Annotated in this window: 18 protein-coding genes; 9 read left to right on the top strand and 9 right to left on the bottom strand. The window is 72.1% G+C overall.

The annotated features are described in order from the left end of the window. Positions 1–152: 152 nt before the first annotated feature. From bioD to bioB, 3 genes are read right to left on the bottom strand one after another with little or no spacing between them, the layout of a single operon-like run. Entirely contained in the window at positions 153–923 is a 771-nt protein-coding gene (gene bioD, locus OG472_RS09840; protein ID WP_405941330.1) for a dethiobiotin synthase, read from the bottom strand. A gap of 1 nt (position 924) precedes the next feature. After that, positions 925–2271, bottom strand: coding sequence for an adenosylmethionine--8-amino-7-oxononanoate transaminase (locus OG472_RS09835; RefSeq protein WP_405829042.1), 1347 nt, complete (start codon positions 2269–2271; stop codon positions 925–927). Further along, positions 2264–3514, bottom strand: coding sequence for a biotin synthase BioB (gene bioB / locus OG472_RS09830; RefSeq protein WP_401613018.1), 1251 nt, complete (start codon positions 3512–3514; stop codon positions 2264–2266). Before bioB ends, OG472_RS09835 begins: the two co-directional genes overlap by 8 nt. 157 nt (positions 3515–3671) lie before the next feature. Between bioB and OG472_RS09825 the strand changes: the two genes are divergently transcribed. Beyond that, positions 3672–4844, top strand: a complete 1173-nt coding sequence (locus OG472_RS09825; RefSeq protein ID WP_401613020.1) for an 8-amino-7-oxononanoate synthase — start codon at positions 3672–3674, stop codon at positions 4842–4844. 6 nt (positions 4845–4850) lie between these two features. On the opposite strand, the gene OG472_RS09820 is transcribed toward OG472_RS09825, so the two are convergent. Both OG472_RS09820 and OG472_RS09815 read right to left on the bottom strand, forming a co-directional pair. Then, positions 4851–5072 (bottom strand): DUF397 domain-containing protein, encoded by a 222-nt coding sequence (locus tag OG472_RS09820; protein WP_401613022.1) that lies wholly within the window; start codon positions 5070–5072, stop codon positions 4851–4853. Between the two features lie 12 nt (positions 5073–5084). Beyond that, on the bottom strand, positions 5085–5969 hold the full coding sequence (locus OG472_RS09815) for a helix-turn-helix domain-containing protein (RefSeq protein ID WP_383574160.1): 885 nt from the start codon (positions 5967–5969) through the stop codon (positions 5085–5087). A gap of 198 nt (positions 5970–6167) precedes the next feature. Between OG472_RS09815 and OG472_RS09810 the strand changes: the two genes are divergently transcribed. Continuing rightward, positions 6168–6623 carry an ATP-binding protein gene (locus OG472_RS09810; protein WP_383574162.1) on the top strand — a complete coding sequence of 152 codons (456 nt, stop codon included), beginning with the start codon at positions 6168–6170 and terminating at the stop codon, positions 6621–6623. Positions 6624–6629: 6 nt separating this feature from the next. Here OG472_RS09810 and OG472_RS09805 read toward each other — a convergent pair whose 3' ends face one another. After that, the gene (locus OG472_RS09805; protein WP_401613025.1) at positions 6630–7022 is read right to left on the bottom strand and encodes a VOC family protein; all 393 of its coding nucleotides are present in this window, start codon (positions 7020–7022) and stop codon (positions 6630–6632) included. A 316-nt stretch (positions 7023–7338) separates the two neighbouring features. Here OG472_RS09805 and OG472_RS09800 point away from each other — a divergent pair, with 316 nt between their 5' ends. The 7 genes from OG472_RS09800 to OG472_RS09770 all read left to right on the top strand — a co-directional run bounded on the left by OG472_RS09800 (position 7339) and on the right by OG472_RS09770 (position 13793). Beyond that, entirely contained in the window at positions 7339–7641 is a 303-nt protein-coding gene (locus OG472_RS09800) for an urease subunit gamma (RefSeq protein ID WP_401613027.1), read from the top strand. A gap of 14 nt (positions 7642–7655) precedes the next feature. Next, on the top strand, positions 7656–7967 hold the full coding sequence (locus OG472_RS09795; protein WP_401613029.1) for an urease subunit beta: 312 nt from the start codon (positions 7656–7658) through the stop codon (positions 7965–7967). Continuing rightward, a complete protein-coding gene (locus OG472_RS09790) occupies positions 7960–9681 on the top strand; it encodes an urease subunit alpha (protein WP_401613031.1) in 1722 nt (573 codons plus the stop codon). Before OG472_RS09795 ends, OG472_RS09790 begins: the two co-directional genes overlap by 8 nt. 34 nt (positions 9682–9715) lie before the next feature. Then, positions 9716–10390: an urease accessory protein UreF gene (locus tag OG472_RS09785; protein ID WP_401613033.1), complete on the top strand. Its 675-nt coding sequence runs from the start codon at positions 9716–9718 to the stop codon at positions 10388–10390. A gap of 21 nt (positions 10391–10411) precedes the next feature. Further along, complete coding sequence (ureG, locus tag OG472_RS09780) at positions 10412–11107, top strand: urease accessory protein UreG (protein ID WP_401613035.1); 696 nt, start codon at positions 10412–10414, stop codon at positions 11105–11107. A gap of 80 nt (positions 11108–11187) precedes the next feature. Beyond that, complete coding sequence (locus OG472_RS09775; protein ID WP_401613110.1) at positions 11188–11949, top strand: urease accessory protein UreD; 762 nt, start codon at positions 11188–11190, stop codon at positions 11947–11949. A gap of 182 nt (positions 11950–12131) precedes the next feature. After that, positions 12132–13793, top strand: a complete 1662-nt coding sequence (locus OG472_RS09770; protein ID WP_405941329.1) for an alpha/beta hydrolase — start codon at positions 12132–12134, stop codon at positions 13791–13793. 26 nt (positions 13794–13819) lie between these two features. Here the strand turns inward: OG472_RS09770 and OG472_RS09765 are convergent, their stop codons facing one another. The 3 genes from OG472_RS09765 to OG472_RS09755 all read right to left on the bottom strand — a co-directional run bounded on the left by OG472_RS09765 (position 13820) and on the right by OG472_RS09755 (position 15777). After that, complete coding sequence (locus OG472_RS09765; RefSeq protein ID WP_383574176.1) at positions 13820–14545, bottom strand: lysophospholipid acyltransferase family protein; 726 nt, start codon at positions 14543–14545, stop codon at positions 13820–13822. 84 nt (positions 14546–14629) lie between these two features. Next, positions 14630–14788 (bottom strand): hypothetical protein, encoded by a 159-nt coding sequence (locus OG472_RS09760; protein ID WP_327261325.1) that lies wholly within the window; start codon positions 14786–14788, stop codon positions 14630–14632. Positions 14789–14820: 32 nt separating this feature from the next. Continuing rightward, entirely contained in the window at positions 14821–15777 is a 957-nt protein-coding gene (locus OG472_RS09755; RefSeq protein WP_401613039.1) for a cytochrome c oxidase assembly protein, read from the bottom strand. Positions 15778–15848: the final 71 nt, after the last annotated feature.

The raw sequence follows: 15848 nt of genomic DNA, 5'->3' as shown, positions 1-15848 counted from the left end.
GTGGGCGGGGCTGGATTGAGGCGGCCAGGCTGAGAGACCGGGGCTCCGCCCCCGACCCCGCGCCTCAAACGCCGGCGAGGCTGGATGTGTGGGCGGGGCTGGATTGAGGCGGCCAGGCTGAGAGACCGGGGCTCCGCCCCGGACCCCGCGCCTCAAACGCCGGCGGGGCTGGATGTGCCGGCGGGGGTGGGTTTGGTGTACGCCGACGGGGACCACTTCGTGAGGAAGGAGTCCGGCGACCAGGTGCCCCAGAGGGGCGGGGCCAGCCAGGTGGGGGCCGAGGTGCGGAAGCGGTCCGGGGAGAGGGCGCCCGAGCGCTCCGGGATCGCGCCCAGGAGGGGCACGCCCGAGGACTTAGGAAGGTCCGCCAGGTTGCAGCGGGCCGCCAGGTCCGGGTCCTGCGGCCAGCTGCCGACCACCACGCCCAGCGCGTTCAGGTCCCGGGCCCGCAGGGCTTCTGCCGTGAGGGTGGTGGAGTTGAGGGTTCCCAGGCCCGCAGGGGCGACGATCACGGTCGGCGCGCCGAGCAGCCGGGCCGCGTCGGCCAGGGTGTTGCCCTCGTCGTCGAAGTGCACGAGCAGCCCGCCCGCGCCCTCCACCAGGACCAGGTCGTGCGCCTCGGACAACTGCCGCGCCGCCTCCGCGATCTCCGCCGGGGAGAGGGTCCGCAGGCCCGCGCGGCGGGCCGCCGTGTTCGGGGCCAAGGGCTCCGGGTAGCGGGCCAGTTCCACCGCGGTGACCGCGGAGCCGGCCAGGCGGACCGCTTCCGCGGCGTCCCCCGGCTCCTGCGGACCGACACCCGTCTGCGCGGGCTTGAGCACGGCCACCGAGCGGCCGGCCGCGATCGCGGCGGCCGCGATCGCCGACGTGACCACGGTCTTGCCGATTTCCGTGCCCGTCCCGGACACCACCACTACGGACATCTCAGCCTTCCTGCGCGGCCGCGCACACCGCGCGGCAGATACGGGCCACGTCCGCCTCGCCGGTGACGAACGGCGGCATCACATAGATCAGGTCCCGGAACGGGCGCAGCCACACGCCCTCGCGCACCGCCGCCCGGGTCGCGGCCGCCATGTCGATCTCGTGGTCCAGCTGCACCACGCCGATCGCGCCCAGGACGCGTACGTCCCGCACGCCGGGGATCCCGGCCGCGGCCGCCAGGCCCTCGCGCAGCCCCGCCTCGATGCGCTTGACGTCGGTCGCCCAGTCCTGCCCGAGGAGGAGTTCGACCGACGCGAGCGCCACCGCCGACGCGAGCGGGTTGCCCATGAAGGTCGGCCCGTGCGCGAGGACGGGCACCTCGCCCTGGGAGATCCCGTCGGCGACCCGTTCCGTGCACAGGGTCGCCGCGAGGGTGAGGTAGCCGCCGGTCAGCGACTTGCCCAGGCACATCACGTCCGGGGTGATCCCGGCGTGGTCGGCCGCGAACAGCGCGCCCGTGCGGCCGAAGCCCGTCGCGATCTCGTCCAGGATGAGGAGGACGCCGTACTCGTCGCACAGCTCGCGCAGCACCCGGAGGTGGTCCGGGTTGTGGAAGCGCATGCCGCCCGCGCCCTGGACCACCGGCTCCACGATGACGGCCGCCAACTCGTCGGCGTGCGCGGCGATCAGGGAGCGCAGGTGGTCGGCGTACGCCGGGTCCACGGGCGTGTCGAAACCGGCGGGCGGCGCGTCCGCGAAGACCTGCCGCGGCAGGTGACCCTGCCACAGCTCGTGCATGCCGCCGTCGGGGTCGCAGACGGCCATCGGCTGCCAGGTGTCCCCGTGGTAGCCGCCGCGCCAGGTGAGCAGCCGGGTCTTGCCCGTCCGCCCCACCGAACGCCAGTACTGCAGGCACATCTTGACCGCGACCTCGACGGACACCGAGCCCGAGTCGGAGAGGAAGACGTGCTCCAGTCCCGGCGGGGTGATCTCGACGAGCTTCGCGGCGAGCCGGACGGCGGGCTCGTGGGTGAGCCCGCCGAACATCACGTGCGACATACGGCCCAGCTGCGTGGTCACGGCCTCGTTGAGCACCGGGTGGTTGTAGCCGTGGATGGCCGACCACCAGGAGGACATGCCGTCGACCAGATCCTCGTGGCCCTCCCCCTGGGAGGGCTCGGCGAGCCGCAGCCGCACTCCCGAGGCGGAGGCGATCACCAGCGGCTCCTGCCGCCCGGGCATCGGGCCGTACGGGTGCCAGACGTGCTGCCGGTCCAGCGCGAGCAGTTCCGCGCCGGACGAACCGGTCCCGGACGGCGGCACGTCGAGCGGGTGCGACTGATCAGGCATTGGGGGCGATGTCCGTCCCCGCGCCGCGACGGCGTACGGCCACCAGCTCGGGCCGGACCTCCCCGGCCTCGGCCTGGGCCGGGACGGGCGCCGCGTCCGCGTGCCCGTGTCCGGAGCAGCCGCCGCACGCCGAGCCGCAGCCCGCCGCCGGGGCGTCGTCGCCCGTGGTCGCGCCCGAGCCGCAGACCGAGGCACCGCCGTTCGAGCCGCAGCCCCCGGTGGCCGCGGCCGCCGCGTCGGAGCGGTGCGCGGGAAGGGTCGACGTACCGGCGCCCTCCACCTCGAAACCGGCGTCCGCGATCATGTCGAGGTCGGCCTGACCGGCCTGGCCCTCACTGGTCAGGTAGTCGCCCAGGAAGATCGAGTTGACCACGTGCAGGGCCAGCGGCTGGAGCGAGCGCAGGTGCACCTCGCGCCCGCCCGCGAGGCGGACCTCGACGTCGGGGCAGACGAAGCGCGCCATCGCCAGGATCCGCAGGCAGCGCTGCGGGGTGAGGTTCCACTCCTTGGCCAGCGGGGTGCCCTCGAAGGGGATCAGGAAGTTGACCGGGACCGAGTCCGCGTCCAGCTCGCGCAGCGAGAAGACGACGTCGACCAGGTCCTCGTCGGTCTCGCCCATGCCCGCGATCAGACCGGAGCACGCCGACAGGCCGGCGGCGTGCGCCTTTTGTACGGTGTCGACCCGGTCCGCGTAGGTGTGGGTCTTGGTGATCGCGCCGTACGTCGCCTCGGACGTGTTGAGGTTGTGGTTGTAGGCGTCCGCGCCCGCGTCGCGCAGCCGCTCCGCCTGGCCGTCCGAGAGCAGGCCGAGGCACGCGCAGACCTCGACGCCCTCGTTCTGCTCCTTGATCGCCTCGATGGTCTTGCCGACGCGGTCCACGTCCCGGTCCGTCGGCCCGCGGCCGCTCGCCACCAGGCAGACCCGCTTCGCGCCGCCCGCGACACCGGCGGCGGCGGCCTGGGAGGCCTCTTCCGGCTTCAGCCACGTGTACTTGAGGATCTCGGCCTTCGATCCCAGGCGCTGGGAGCAGTACGAGCAGTCCTCCGGGCACAGGCCCGACTTCAGGTTGACCAGGTAGTTCAGCTTGACCCGACGCCCGAACCACTGGCGGCGCACCTTGCCGGCAGCGGCCACCACGTCGAGCAGTTCGTCGTCAGAAGTCGCCAGTACGGCGAGCGCCTCTTCGCGGGTCGGCAGCTCGCGCCGCAGCCCCTTGTCCACCAGGGTGTTCAGCAGGTCCATGCACCCGATCCTGGACCACAGCACCCATCCCGGCCAAGGAGAGATCGCACAACATGGCCGGATGGGTGTGTGTGTATCACCACACCTGGCGCACGAGTCACGGCCGCTAGGGTCGGGGCAGGTCTGTGGACTGCCGACAAAACACGAGGACATGCCGATGCGCCAGCACACCCCCGACCCCGAGGATGTCTTCGCCTGGATCGATGCCGCGGAGAGCGAGCGGGAGCAGGCGGGGCTGGTCCGCACGCTCCGCCCGCGGCCGGCGGTGTCGCCGCTCCTGGACCTCGCGAGCAACGACTACCTCGGCCTGTCCCGGCACCCCGAGACGATCCGCGGGGCACGGGAGGCGGCCGAGCGCTGGGGCGCCGGAGCCACCGGTTCGCGTCTCGTGACGGGTACGACCGAGCTGCACGCGGAGCTTGAGCGGGAGCTCGCCGCCTTCTGCGGTTTCGAGGCCGCGCTGGTCCTCTCCTCCGGGTACGCGGCCAATCTCGCCGCGGTCACCGCGCTCGGCGGCTGGGGGACGCTGGTCGTCTCCGACGCCGGGAACCACGCGTCGATCGTCGACGGCTGCCGGCTCTCGCGGGCCGAGACCGCGGTGATCCCGCACTCCGACCCGGACACCGCGCGCAAGACGCTCGCCGCCCACGACGGCCGGGCGCTGCTGGTGAGCGACTCGGTGTTCTCCGTGGACGGGGACGCCGCCCCGCTCGCCGGGTACGCCGCCGCCTGCCGTGACGAGGGCGCGGCCCTGGTCGTGGACGACGCCCACGGGCTGGGAGTGCTGGGCGAGGGCGGCCGCGGCGCGCTGCACGCCGCCGGGCTCGCGGGCGCGCCCTACGTGGTCGCGACGCTGACCCTCTCGAAGTCCCTGGGCAGCCAGGGCGGGGCCGTGCTCGGCCCGGCCAAGGTGATCAGACACCTGGTCAACACGGCGCGCACCTTCATCTTCGACACCGGACTGGCCCCGGCCGCCGCGGGCGCGGCCCTGGCGAGCCTGCGCCTGCTCCAGCGCGAGCCGGAGCGGGCGGGCCGCGCCCGCGAGGTGGCCGACCGGCTGTACGGGCGGCTCACCGCGTCCGGCCTGACAGCGGCCCGGCCGGACGCGGCCGTGGTGTCGGTACGGGCCCCGTCGGCGTCGGCGGCACTGCGCTGGGCGGCCGACTGCCGCGAGGCGGGTCTGTCCGTGGGGTGCTTCCGCCCGCCGTCGGTGCCGGACGGCATCTCCCGGCTGCGGCTGACCGCCCGGGCCGATCTCACGGGGGAGGAGATCAACCGGGCGGTCGGGACGATCCTCGAGACCGCGCCCGCCGGAGCCACGGACCGCTAGGCGGAGCTACGCGTGCACGTCCGCCCGGACGGAGGCGAGGAAGCCGTCCCAGGCCGGCCCGGTGAAGAGCACGGCCGGGCCGTCCGTCCGCTTGGAGTCGCGGACGGCCAGCAGGCCGCCGTCGAGGGCGGCCGCTTCCACACAGTTGTTCATTCCGGTGCTGCGGCTGCTCCGCCGCCACCGCGCGCTGATCAGAAGTCCGCTGGAGGATAAGGGGGTTGCGGACACGGGGGTGCCTCCTTACGCGTCGTCAGCAAGGCTGCTGATGAGATCCGACGAGTCCTGGGGCGGGAGGGCGTGTTCCTGGATGGTGCGGAACGCGGCGCTGTACGCCTCTAGGTCTTCCTTCCGCTCCAGATAGAGGCTACTCGTCAAATGGTCGAGTACCACCACATCCAGATCAGCGATGTCCGGAAATGAAAAAATGACGAACGGTCCTGTCAGGCCGAGATGGCCGCCGACGCTGAACGGCAGGACCTGCAAGCAGACTTGGGGCAGCCGCGCCACCTCCACCAGGTGCCGCAACTGCTCTGCCATCACCCCGGGCCCGCCGATCTGCCGGCGCAGCACCGCCTCGTCCAGCACCGCGCTCAGCTCGAGCGGCGGATCGGCCCGCAGCACCGACTGCCGGGCCAGCCGTACGTCGACCAGCGCGTCCACCTTCGGCTCAGGCAGCCCGCCCAGCGCGGCCCGGGTCACCGCCCGCGCATATCCGGAGGTCTGCAGCAGCCCCGGCACCACGGACAGCTCCACGGTGCGGGCCGACCGGGCACCCGCCTCCAGGCTGATGAAGTCCCGGTACTCCTGGGGCAGCAGCCCCCGGTAGTCGTGCCACCACTGGCGGCCCCGCCCGGTGTCGCCGGCCGGACCGGGGCCGGCGGCCGAGGCCGACAGGGCCTCCAGCAGGGCGCGTTGCTGCGGGCTCACGACCTCCCCGTAGACGTCGAGGAGCAGCCGGATGTCCTCCGGCTTCACGCCGCTGCGGCCTGTCTCGATGCGGCTGATTTTCGACTGGTGCCATCCCGTGATCCGAGCGGCCTCACCACTGGTGAGTCCGGACCGGTCACGCAGGGCACGCAGTTCCTCGCCGAGCTTGCGCCGACGCACCGCGGGACCGTGCTGCACACCCGCCTCCCTTCCACCGGCACAGCTCGCACCAGTCTGCCGTCCAAATACGCTCTTCCGTAGCAGAGTTCACCGCATTGAGCGACAGATATATGCATATCTTGGGGGAACGGCAGGTGCGGCGCCACGATGGGTGGCACTCTGGCGTCCAGCACAGATCCGGGGCGGTTCCGTCCCGGTGGGAAAGGGACCGTCGCCATGGCAGACCACCAGGAAGCATCCGTCACTCTGCCGAGCGATCCCGCCTCGGTCGCCGCCGCCCGACGCTACGTGGCGGACGTGCTGAGCGAATGGGGACTCCCCGAAGACGCCGAGACCGCGGACAGCGTCCGGCTGATCGTCTCGGAGCTCGCCACCAACGCCGTACAGCACACTTTCGGCCAGTCGCCCACCTTCACGGTCGACATCCGGCTGGAGCGTCAGGAGTGGCTGCGCGTCGGAGTGACCGACAGCCACCCGCGCTGGCCCAGGCGGCTGCCGGCCGCCGTCCAGCAGGACAACGGCCGGGGCATGGTCATCATCCGCTGGCTCGCCGCGGAGGCGGGCGGCCGGCTCTCGGTCACCCCCACCGAGGAGGGCGGCAAGACGGTGTGGATCGCGCTGCCCTGGGCCGTAGGAGCGCCGGCGGCGGCGCGGAGCGTGACCGGCTGCTGACCGGGCTCAGGCAGTGCCGCGTTCCGCCGCGCTGCGCTCGATGCACAGCTCGTTGCCCTCGGGGTCGGCGAGCACGACCCATCCCATGACGCCGTCCGCGTCGCGGCGGTCGTCCACGAGCTTCGCGCCGAGCCCGATCAGCCGCTCGACGGTCTCGTCCCGGGTGCCGGTCGGCGGTTGGATGTCCAAGTGGACGCGGTTCTTGACGGACTTGGCGTCCGGCACCCGGATGAACAGCAGTCCGGGCACGCCGGGCTGTGACGGCTCCAGCAGGATCTCGTCGTCCCCCTCCACGTCGTCGGGGTGGATCGGGAAGCCGGTCACCGCCGACCAGAACTCGGCGACCCGGTAGGGGTCGAGGGCGTCGAAGGTGATGTGCCGGACTGGGTTGACGAACATCTGTCTCCTCGGCGGGGGATCCGTATGCGATTCCGTATACGGAACAGGGTTCTCGAGGCAGCGGAGTTGAACCGGGTGCCTGCCCGAAACGTGGGTTAACGCAGCGGAAAAGCGCGGCCCCTAGCGTGGCGGCCACGTTCGACCGCCAATGATCACCCATCATCCGGTAAAGCGACGGTGGTCGGGACGGAAAGCCTTCCTCTGCGTTGGGCAAGACACGCTTGGCTCGGATATGTGCAGGTCAACAAAGTGTTGACGGCCGCTAGGGTCGCTCCGGCGCGTTGTTGATCTTGTCCCGGAAACTTGGTGATTACGAGTGCATCTGACACCGCACGAGCAGGAGAGACTGCTCATCCACGTGGCCGCGGACGTGGCCGAGAAGCGAAGGGCGCGCGGGGTCCGCCTCAACCACCCCGAGGCGATCGCGCTGATCACGTCGCACATCCTCGAAGGGGCGCGCGACGGCCGGACCGTGGCCGAGCTGATGGCCTCCGGCCGCACCGTCCTGCACCGCGAGGACGTCATGGAGGGGATCCCCGAGATGATCCACGACGTCCAGGTCGAGGCGACCTTCCCGGACGGCACCAAGCTCGTCACCGTCCACGACCCCATCGTCTGAAGAGGAGTACCCGCATGATCCCCGGCGAGATCGCCTACGGGGACGGTCCGGTGCGCCTCAACGAGGGCCGCCCCGTCACCCGCCTCACCGTGCTCAACGCCGCCGACCGCCCGGTCCAGGTCGGCTCCCACTACCACTTCGCCGAGGCCAATCCCGGCCTCGACTTCGACCGCGCCGCCGCCCGCGGGCTCCGGCTCGACATCGCCGCCGGCACGGCCGTCCGCTTCGAGCCGGGCATCCCGGTCGCCGTGGAACTCGTACCGCTGGCGGGCCTGCGCACCGTACCGGGACTGCGCGGCGAGACCGGAGGGCCGCTCGATGGCTGAGATCTCCCGCCAGGTGTACGCCGACCTCTTCGGGCCGACCGCCGGCGACCGGATCCGGCTCGCCGACACCGACCTCTTCGTCGAGATCGAGCAGGACCTCAGCGGCGGCCCCGGCCGCGCCGGGGACGAGGCCGTCTTCGGCGGCGGCAAGGTGATCCGCGAATCCATGGGGCAGTCCCGCACCACCCGGGCGGAGGGCGCACCCGACACCGTGATCACCGGGGTCGTCGTCCTCGACCACTGGGGCATCGTCAAGGCCGACCTCGGCATCCGCGACGGCCGGATCTGCGGCATCGGCAAGGCCGGCAACCCCGACACCATGGACGGGGTCGATCCCACCCTCGTCATCGGCCCCGAGACCGAGATCATCGCAGGCAACGGGAAGATCGTCACCGCCGGCGCCGTCGACGCCCACGTGCACTTCATCTCCCCGACCATCATCGAGGAGGCGCTGGCCTCCGGGACCACCACCCTGGTCGGCGGGGGCACCGGACCTGCCGAAGGCACCAAGGCCACCACCGTCACGCCGGGATCCTGGCACCTGGCCCGGATGTTCGCGGCGCTGGAGGCCTACCCCGTCAACATCGGCCTCCTCGGCAAGGGCAACACCATGTCCCGCGAGGCCATGCACGCGCAACTGCGCGGCGGCGCACTCGGATTCAAGCTCCACGAGGACTGGGGATCCACCCCGGCCGTCATCGACGCCTGCCTGAGCGTCTGCGAGGAGACCGGAGCCCAGGCCGCCATCCACACCGACACCCTCAACGAGGCCGGATTCGTCGGCGACACCCTCGCGGCCATCGCCGGCCGGACCATCCACTCGTACCACACCGAGGGCGCGGGCGGCGGGCACGCCCCCGACATCATCACCGTGGTCTCCGAGCCCAACATCCTTCCGAGCTCCACCAACCCCACCCGGCCGCACACCGTCAACACCGTCGAGGAACACCTCGACATGCTGATGGTCTGCCACCACCTCAACCCGGCTGTTCCCGAGGACCTCGCCTTCGCCGAATCCCGCATCCGGCCCTCGACCATCGCCGCCGAGGACGTCCTGCACGACCTCGGGGCCATCTCCATCATCTCCTCCGACTCCCAGGCCATGGGCCGCGTCGGCGAGGTCGTTCTGCGCACCTGGCAGACCGCCCACGTGATGAAGAAGCGGCGCGGCTTCCTCCCCGGCGACGGGCCCGCCGACAACCACCGGGCCCGCCGCTACGTCGCGAAGTACACGATCAACCCCGCCGTGGCCCAGGGGCTCGCCCGCGAGATCGGCTCGGTCGAGACCGGCAAACTCGCCGACCTCGTGCTGTGGAACCCCGCCTTCTTCGGGGTCAAGCCCGAGCTCGTCATCAAGGGCGGCCAGATCGCCTACGCGCAGATGGGCGACGCCAACGCCTCCATCCCCACCCCGCAGCCCGTCATGCCCCGGCCCATGTTCGGCAGCCACGGGCGTGCCCCCGCCCTGAACTCGCTGAACTTCACCGCACAGGCCGCCCTCGACGACGGACTGCCCGAACGCCTCGGACTGGGCAAGCAGTTCACCGCCATCGAGAGCACCCGCAAGGTGAGCAAGGCCGACATGCGCAACAACGACGCCATGCCGAGGGTCGAGGTCGACGCCGACACCTTCACGGTCACCATCGACGGGGAGGCCGTGGAACCGGCCCCCGCGACGGAACTACCCATGGCCCAGCGGTACTTCCTCTTCTGATGGGGCGCAGCCTGATGATGAGAGGCCTCCTGCCGTGAGTCTCGCCGCGCTGCTCGTCCTCGCCGACGGCCGCTTTCCCGCCGGGGGCCACGCCCACTCCGGCGGGGCCGAGGCCGCCTGCAAGGCGGGCCGGATCCACGACGCGGCCACCCTGGAGCAGTTCTGCCGGGGCCGGCTGCACACCGCCGGACTCACCGCCGCCGGGCTCGCCGCGGCCGCCGCCCTCGGGCTCGACCCGGCGGAGCTCGACGCGGCCGCCGACGCCCGCACCCCCTCGCCCGCGCTGCGCACCGCGGCCCGCAGGCTCGGGCGGCAGCTGCTGCGCGCCGCCCGGGCCACCTGGCCGACGGCCGAACTGGAGGAACTCGCCGCCGCCTTCCCGCGCGGCGCCCACCAGCCCGTCGTGCTCGGCGTCACCGCCCGGGCGGCCGGGCTCGGGCCGCTCGATGCCGCGCACGTGGCGGCGTACGAGAGCGTCAGCGGGCCCGCGACCGCGACCGTACGGCTCCTCGGCCTGGACCCCTTCGAGGCGAGCGGGGTCCTGGCCCGGCTCGCCCCGGACCTCGACGCGGTCTCCGCACAGGCGGCCGGGGCCGCGCTGCGGGCCCGCTCGGAAGGGCCGGAGGCGCTGCCCGCCGCCTCCTCGCCGCTGCTGGACATCTCGGCCGAGGTCCATGCCGGCTGGCCGGTACGGCTGTTCGCTTCCTGACCCCCTGAAGGAGACACCCCCATGCACCTCGACCACGCCGTGACCTACCCCCACCGGCACACCCACAGCGCCGACCCGCTCCGCGCCGACGGCACCCGGCGCGCCCTGCGCATCGGACTCGGCGGACCCGTCGGCTCCGGCAAGACCGCCACCGTCGCCGCCCTGTGCCGTGCGCTGCGCACCGAACTGTCCATGGCCGTCGTCACCAACGACATCTACACCCGCGAGGACGCCGAGTTCCTGCTCCGCGAGGCCGTCCTGCCGCCCGAGCGGATCACCGCCGTCGAGACCGGGGCCTGTCCGCACACCGCCATCCGCGACGACATCTCCGCCAACCTGGAGGCCGTCGAGGAACTGGAGGACACCTTCCGGGAGAGCGGACCGCTCGACCTGATCCTCGTCGAGTCCGGCGGGGACAACCTCACCGCCACCTTCTCCCGGGGACTCGTCGACGCCCAGATCTTCGTCATCGACGTGGCCGGCGGGGACGACATCCCCCGCAAGGGCGGCCCCGGCGTCACCACCGCCGACCTCCTCGTCGTCAACAAGACCGACCTCGCCCCGTACGTCGGCTCCGACCTCGGCCGGATGGCGCGCGACGCCGCCGAGCAGCGCGGTGAACTGCCCGTCGCCTTCCAGTCGCTGCGCGGTCCCGGAGGCGTGGCCCCCGTGGCCGCCTGGGTGCGGGAGCGGATCGCCGCCTGGACCGTACGGTGACCAGCGCGCCTCCGCTCTCCCCGCCCGGAGTCCCTGCGGACTCCGTCCGCCCGCCCGGGGTCCCTGCGGACTCCGTCCCCCTGCCCGCTTCGGGTCTGCGGGCCACCGCCCGCATCCACGCCGTGGCCGACGGGCGGGGCGGCACCGCGCTGCCGCTGCTGGCCGGCGAGGGACCGCTCGCGCTGCGCCGCACCCGGGGGTCGGGGGCCGAGGCCCGGGTCGTGCTGGTCGGCGCGATGAGCGCGCCGCTCGGCGGGGACCACCTCACCGTCGAGGCCGCCGCCGGGCCCGGCGCGCAACTCGCCCTCGCCTCGGCCGCGGCCACCCTGGCGCTGCCCGGCCGGGGCGGCGAGCCCGCACGGTACGACGTACGCCTGACCCTGGAGGACGGGGCGTCGGTACGGTGGCTGCCGGAGCCGCTGGTCTCGGTGCGCGGCAGCGAACTGCGGGTGCACACCCGGGTCGCACTGGCCCCCACCGCCCGTCTGCTGCTGCGCGAGGAGCAGGTGCTGGGCCGCTCGGGCGAGGCCCCGGGACGGCTGAGCAGCCGGCTCACCGTCACGCGCGGCGGCCGGCCGCTGCTGGACCAGGAGCTCACCTGCGGCCCCGGTTCGCCCGGCGGCTGGGACGGCCCGGCGGGCCTGGCCGGCCACCGGGCGCTCGGCCAGCTCCTCGTCGTGGACCCCGCCTTCGCCGGGGACCCGCCCGCCGCCCGGGTGCTGGGGGAGTACGCCGTGGTGACCCCGCTGGCCGGGCCGGCCGTCCTCGTGACGGCCCTGGCCCCGGACGCCCTGCGGCTGCGCGAGGTGCTCGACGAGGCCTGCCGCACCTACCACGGGTGAACGGGGGAGGAATCAGACACCGCTCAGCGGTACACACCTTTCCGGTTATCGGGTTGGCAAAGAAGTCGATCCGGCTCTGTCGCCGGTCCCGGATCAGAAGACAAGATCCCCCTGCACGCCGACGACCGAACCCGACCAACACGGCCGCCCACGGCGGCACCTGACGCAGGGGGAACAACCACGTGATACGCAACGCGACGCTGGGGAGCGCCGCCACACTGATCACCGGCACACTGGCGGCGGGCCTGCTGCTGGCCCCGCCGGCCGCAGCGGCCCAGACCGACAACGGCCCGAAGCTGCCGGAGGTGCTGGGGGTCCAGATCGCCGCCGCCCGCGCCGCCCGTACCGGGATCGACTGGAAGGACTGCCCCGCGGACTGGGGCCTTGAGAAGCCCATCCAGTGCGGCTGGGTGAAGGTCCCGCTCGACTACGCGAAGCCGTACGGCAAGACCATCGACATCGCCGTCGACCGGATCGGCAGCACGGGCACCAAGCAGGAGCGCCAGGGCGCGCTCGTCTACAACCCCGGCGGCCCCGGCGGTTCCGGCATGCGCTTCCCGCGCCGGGTCACCACCAAGAGCCCGCTGTGGGTCAACGCCTCCAAGGCGTACGACTTCGTCGGCTTCGACCCCCGCGGTGTCGGCCACTCCGCGCCCATCTCCTGCATCGACCCGCAGGAGTTCGTGAAGGCCCCCAAGGCCGACCCGGTCCCGGACAGCGAGGCCGACAAGCTCGCCCAGCGCAAGCTCGCCGCCGAGTACGCGGACGGCTGCAAGGAGCGCAGCGGCGAGATGCTGCCGCACATGACCACGCCGAACAGCGCCCGCGACATGGACGTGATCCGCGCCGCCCTCGGCGAGGCGAGGCTGAACTTCCTCGGCGTCTCCTACGGCACCTACCTGGGCGGGGTCTACGCGAGCCTCTTCCCGACCCACGTGCGCCGCATGATCGTCGACAGCGTGGTCGACCCCTCGCAGGACAACATCTGGTACGAGGCCAACCTCGGCCAGGACGTCGCCTTCCAGATGCGCTGGAACGACTGGCAGGACTGGGTCGCCAAGAACGACGGGGTCTTCCACCTCGGCGACACCCGCGCCAAGGTCGAGGCCAAGTGGCAGGAGCTGCGCAACAAGGCGAAGGCCCAGCCGATCGGCGGGGTCGTCGGCCCGGCCGAGCTCATCGGCTTCTTCCAGGGCGCCCCGTACTACGACTCCTCCTGGGTGCCCGTCGCGCAGACCTGGGCCGCCTACGCCGCCGGTGACGAGCAGGCGCTCGTCGACGCCATCGCCCCGGACATGACGGACACCAAGGGCAACGCGGCCTCGGAGAACAGCAACGCCGTCTACACGGCGGTCGAGTGCGCCGACGCCAAGTGGCCCACCAGCTGGACCAAGTGGGACCGGGACAACACCAAGCTCCACGAGCAGTACCCGTTCCTGACCTGGTCCAACGCGTGGATGAACCTGCCCTGCGCGACCTGGAAGGCAAAGCAGAGCACCCCGATCGCGGTCGGCGCCAAGCGCGTGCCGCCGATCCTGATCGTCCAGTCCGAGCGGGACGCGGCCACGCCGTACAAGGGCGCGGTCGAGCTGCACCGCCGCCTCGCCGGCTCGCGTCTGATCACCGAGCAGAACGCCGGCTCGCACGGCGTCACCAGCCTGCAGAACCCCTGCATCAACACGCGGGTGGACACCTACCTGCTGACCGGCAAGGTCGACGCGCAGGACGTCACGTGCGCCCCGCACGCCACGCCCGTCGCCCCGGCCAAGGTCGCCGCGCTGTCGCTCGACCACGGAACGGGCAGCGAGTGGCCGGCCCGTGAGGAGCTGCCGGCCGTCCGCTAGTCCGGACCGTCCGTACGGGAGAAGGCTCAGCGCGCGGAGCGCCGGGCCTTCTTCCGTTGCTCCTTCTTCCGTTCGGCTTCCTCTTCGGCCTTCACCTCGGCGGCGTACCGGTCGACGTACTCCTGGCCGGACAGCTCGAGGATGGCGTACATGATCTCGTCGGTGACCGCCCGCAGGATCGCCCGCTCGCCCTCCATTCCGGCGTACCGGGAGAAGTCCAGCGGCCGGCCGAAGCGGATCGTCACCCGCCGGATGTTCGGGATCTTCTGCCCGGGCGGCTGGATCTCGAAGGTGCCGACCATCGCGCAGGGGATCACGGGCACCCCGGCGCCCAGGGCCATCGCGGCCACGCCCACCTTCCCCTTGTAGAGCCGCCCGTCGTGCGAGCGCGTCCCCTCCGGGTAGATGCCCAGCAGTTCGTCCTTGGCCAGCACCGCCAGCCCCTCGCGCAGCGCCGCCTGCCCCGCGTCCTTGCCGGACCGGTCCACCGGGATCTGCCCCGCGCTGCGGAAGAAGGCGGCGGTGAGCCGGCCCTTGACGCCGGGCCCGGTGAAGTACTCGGCCTTCGCGAGGAAGGTGATCCGCCGCTTGAGGATCGCGGGCATGAGGAAGTGGTCGGAGAAGGACAGGTGGTTGCCCGCGACGATCGCGGCACCCTCCGCCGGGATGTTCTCCAGGCCCTCGATCCGCGGCCGGAACAGCAGCCGCAGCAGAGGACCGAGCAACACGTGCTTGAGCAAGTGGTAGAACACCAGGCCGCTCCCGTCGATATCCCGTTGTCACCGCCAGTTTACGGACGGTGAGCCACGGGCTGGAGGGGGCGGTGGGATCATTCCTCAAACATTGCGGGAGGCGGCCATCCCGGCGGTCAGCAGCCCCAGCACCACCCAGCCGAACCACAGCCAGCCGTTGCTGCCGAGGGCCACGGAGTACGCGGCGACGGCCACCAGTGCGGCGAAGGTCATGACAGCCATCGCCTTAACGGATCCGGTCATGCCCCATGGTGGCCCGCGACAGTGCCGTTCCGCTACTGGCCACGCGCTTGGAGCGAGGCGAGATACGAGTTGTACGCCTCCAGCTCCTTGTCGCCGTTGCGGTCCTCGGCCCGGTCGGAGCGCCTCGCCGCCCGCTGCTCGGAGTGGTACCACTGGTAGACCAGGGCGATCAGGACCAGCACCGAGGGGATCTCGCTGAACGCCCAGGCGATGCCGCCGCCCCACTGCTGGTCGAGCAGCGGGTCGATGCCGAGGGAGGCCGGCGGGTCCGAGTACGTCTTGATCATCGGCTGGCTCGCCATCATCAGGGCGATGCCGAAGAAGGCGTGGAAGGGCATGCCGGCGAAGAGCTCCAGCATCCGCATCACGTAGCCCGGACGGTGCGGACCCGGGTCGATGCCCATGATCGGCCAGAAGAAGATGAGGCCGACGGCGAGGAAGTGGACCATCATCGCGATGTGCCCGGTACGGCTCCCCATCAGGAAGTCGAAGAGCGGGGTGAAGTACAGGGCGTAGAGGCTCGCGATGAACATGGGGATCGTGAAGGCGGGGTGGGTGACCACCCGCATGTACCGGCTGTGCAGCAGCGCCAGCAGCAGTTCGCGCGGGCCCTTGCTGCCGCGGGCGGCGGGCGGCAGCGCGCGCAGCGCCAGCGTCACCGGAGCTCCCAGCAGCACCAGGATCGGGGTGACCATGCTGATCACCATGTGCTGGACCATGTGCACGCTGAACATGACCATGCCGTAGTCGTTCAGCTTGGTGCACATCACCAGGACCACGGTCAGCACGCCAGCGGTGAAGGCGATGGTCCGGCCCAGCGGCCAGGAGTCCCCGCGCCGGCGCAGCCGCAGCACCCCCCACGCGTACAGGGCGAGGCCCACCAGCGAGCCGATCAGGAAGAAGGCGTCGAAGGAGAACTCCAGCCCGCGTCCGAGAGTGAAGGGCGGCAGGTCCATGTCCATGTCCATGCCGTGCCCGCTGTGGTCCATCTCTTCACTCCCTTGACTGTGGCGCCCCACCACAGTAGTGCCGCCCCCGCACGCTCCTGCGCGCGGGGGCG

Origin of the sequence: Streptomyces sp. NBC_00207 (assembly GCF_045160965.1) — a bacterium.
Classification (GTDB): Bacteria; Actinomycetota; Actinomycetes; order Streptomycetales; family Streptomycetaceae; genus Streptomyces.
This window is presented reverse-complemented; position numbering and strand designations above follow the sequence as displayed.

Coding starts and splice junctions, on each gene's coding strand:
- bioD (WP_405941330.1), bottom strand. CDS start 923: ATGTCCGTAGTGGTGGTGTCCGGGACGGGCACGGAAATCGGCAAGACC.
- OG472_RS09835 (WP_405829042.1), bottom strand. CDS start 2,271: ATGCCTGATCAGTCGCACCCGCTCGACGTGCCGCCGTCCGGGACCGGT.
- bioB (WP_401613018.1), bottom strand. CDS start 3,514: ATGGACCTGCTGAACACCCTGGTGGACAAGGGGCTGCGGCGCGAGCTG.
- OG472_RS09825 (WP_401613020.1), top strand. CDS start 3,672: ATGCGCCAGCACACCCCCGACCCCGAGGATGTCTTCGCCTGGATCGAT.
- OG472_RS09810 (WP_383574162.1), top strand. CDS start 6,168: ATGGCAGACCACCAGGAAGCATCCGTCACTCTGCCGAGCGATCCCGCC.
- OG472_RS09805 (WP_401613025.1), bottom strand. CDS start 7,022: ATGTTCGTCAACCCAGTCCGGCACATCACCTTCGACGCCCTCGACCCC.
- OG472_RS09795 (WP_401613029.1), top strand. CDS start 7,656: ATGATCCCCGGCGAGATCGCCTACGGGGACGGTCCGGTGCGCCTCAAC.
- OG472_RS09790 (WP_401613031.1), top strand. CDS start 7,960: ATGGCTGAGATCTCCCGCCAGGTGTACGCCGACCTCTTCGGGCCGACC.
- ureG (WP_401613035.1), top strand. CDS start 10,412: ATGCACCTCGACCACGCCGTGACCTACCCCCACCGGCACACCCACAGC.
- OG472_RS09760 (WP_327261325.1), bottom strand. CDS start 14,788: ATGACCGGATCCGTTAAGGCGATGGCTGTCATGACCTTCGCCGCACTG.
- OG472_RS09755 (WP_401613039.1), bottom strand. CDS start 15,777: ATGGACCACAGCGGGCACGGCATGGACATGGACATGGACCTGCCGCCC.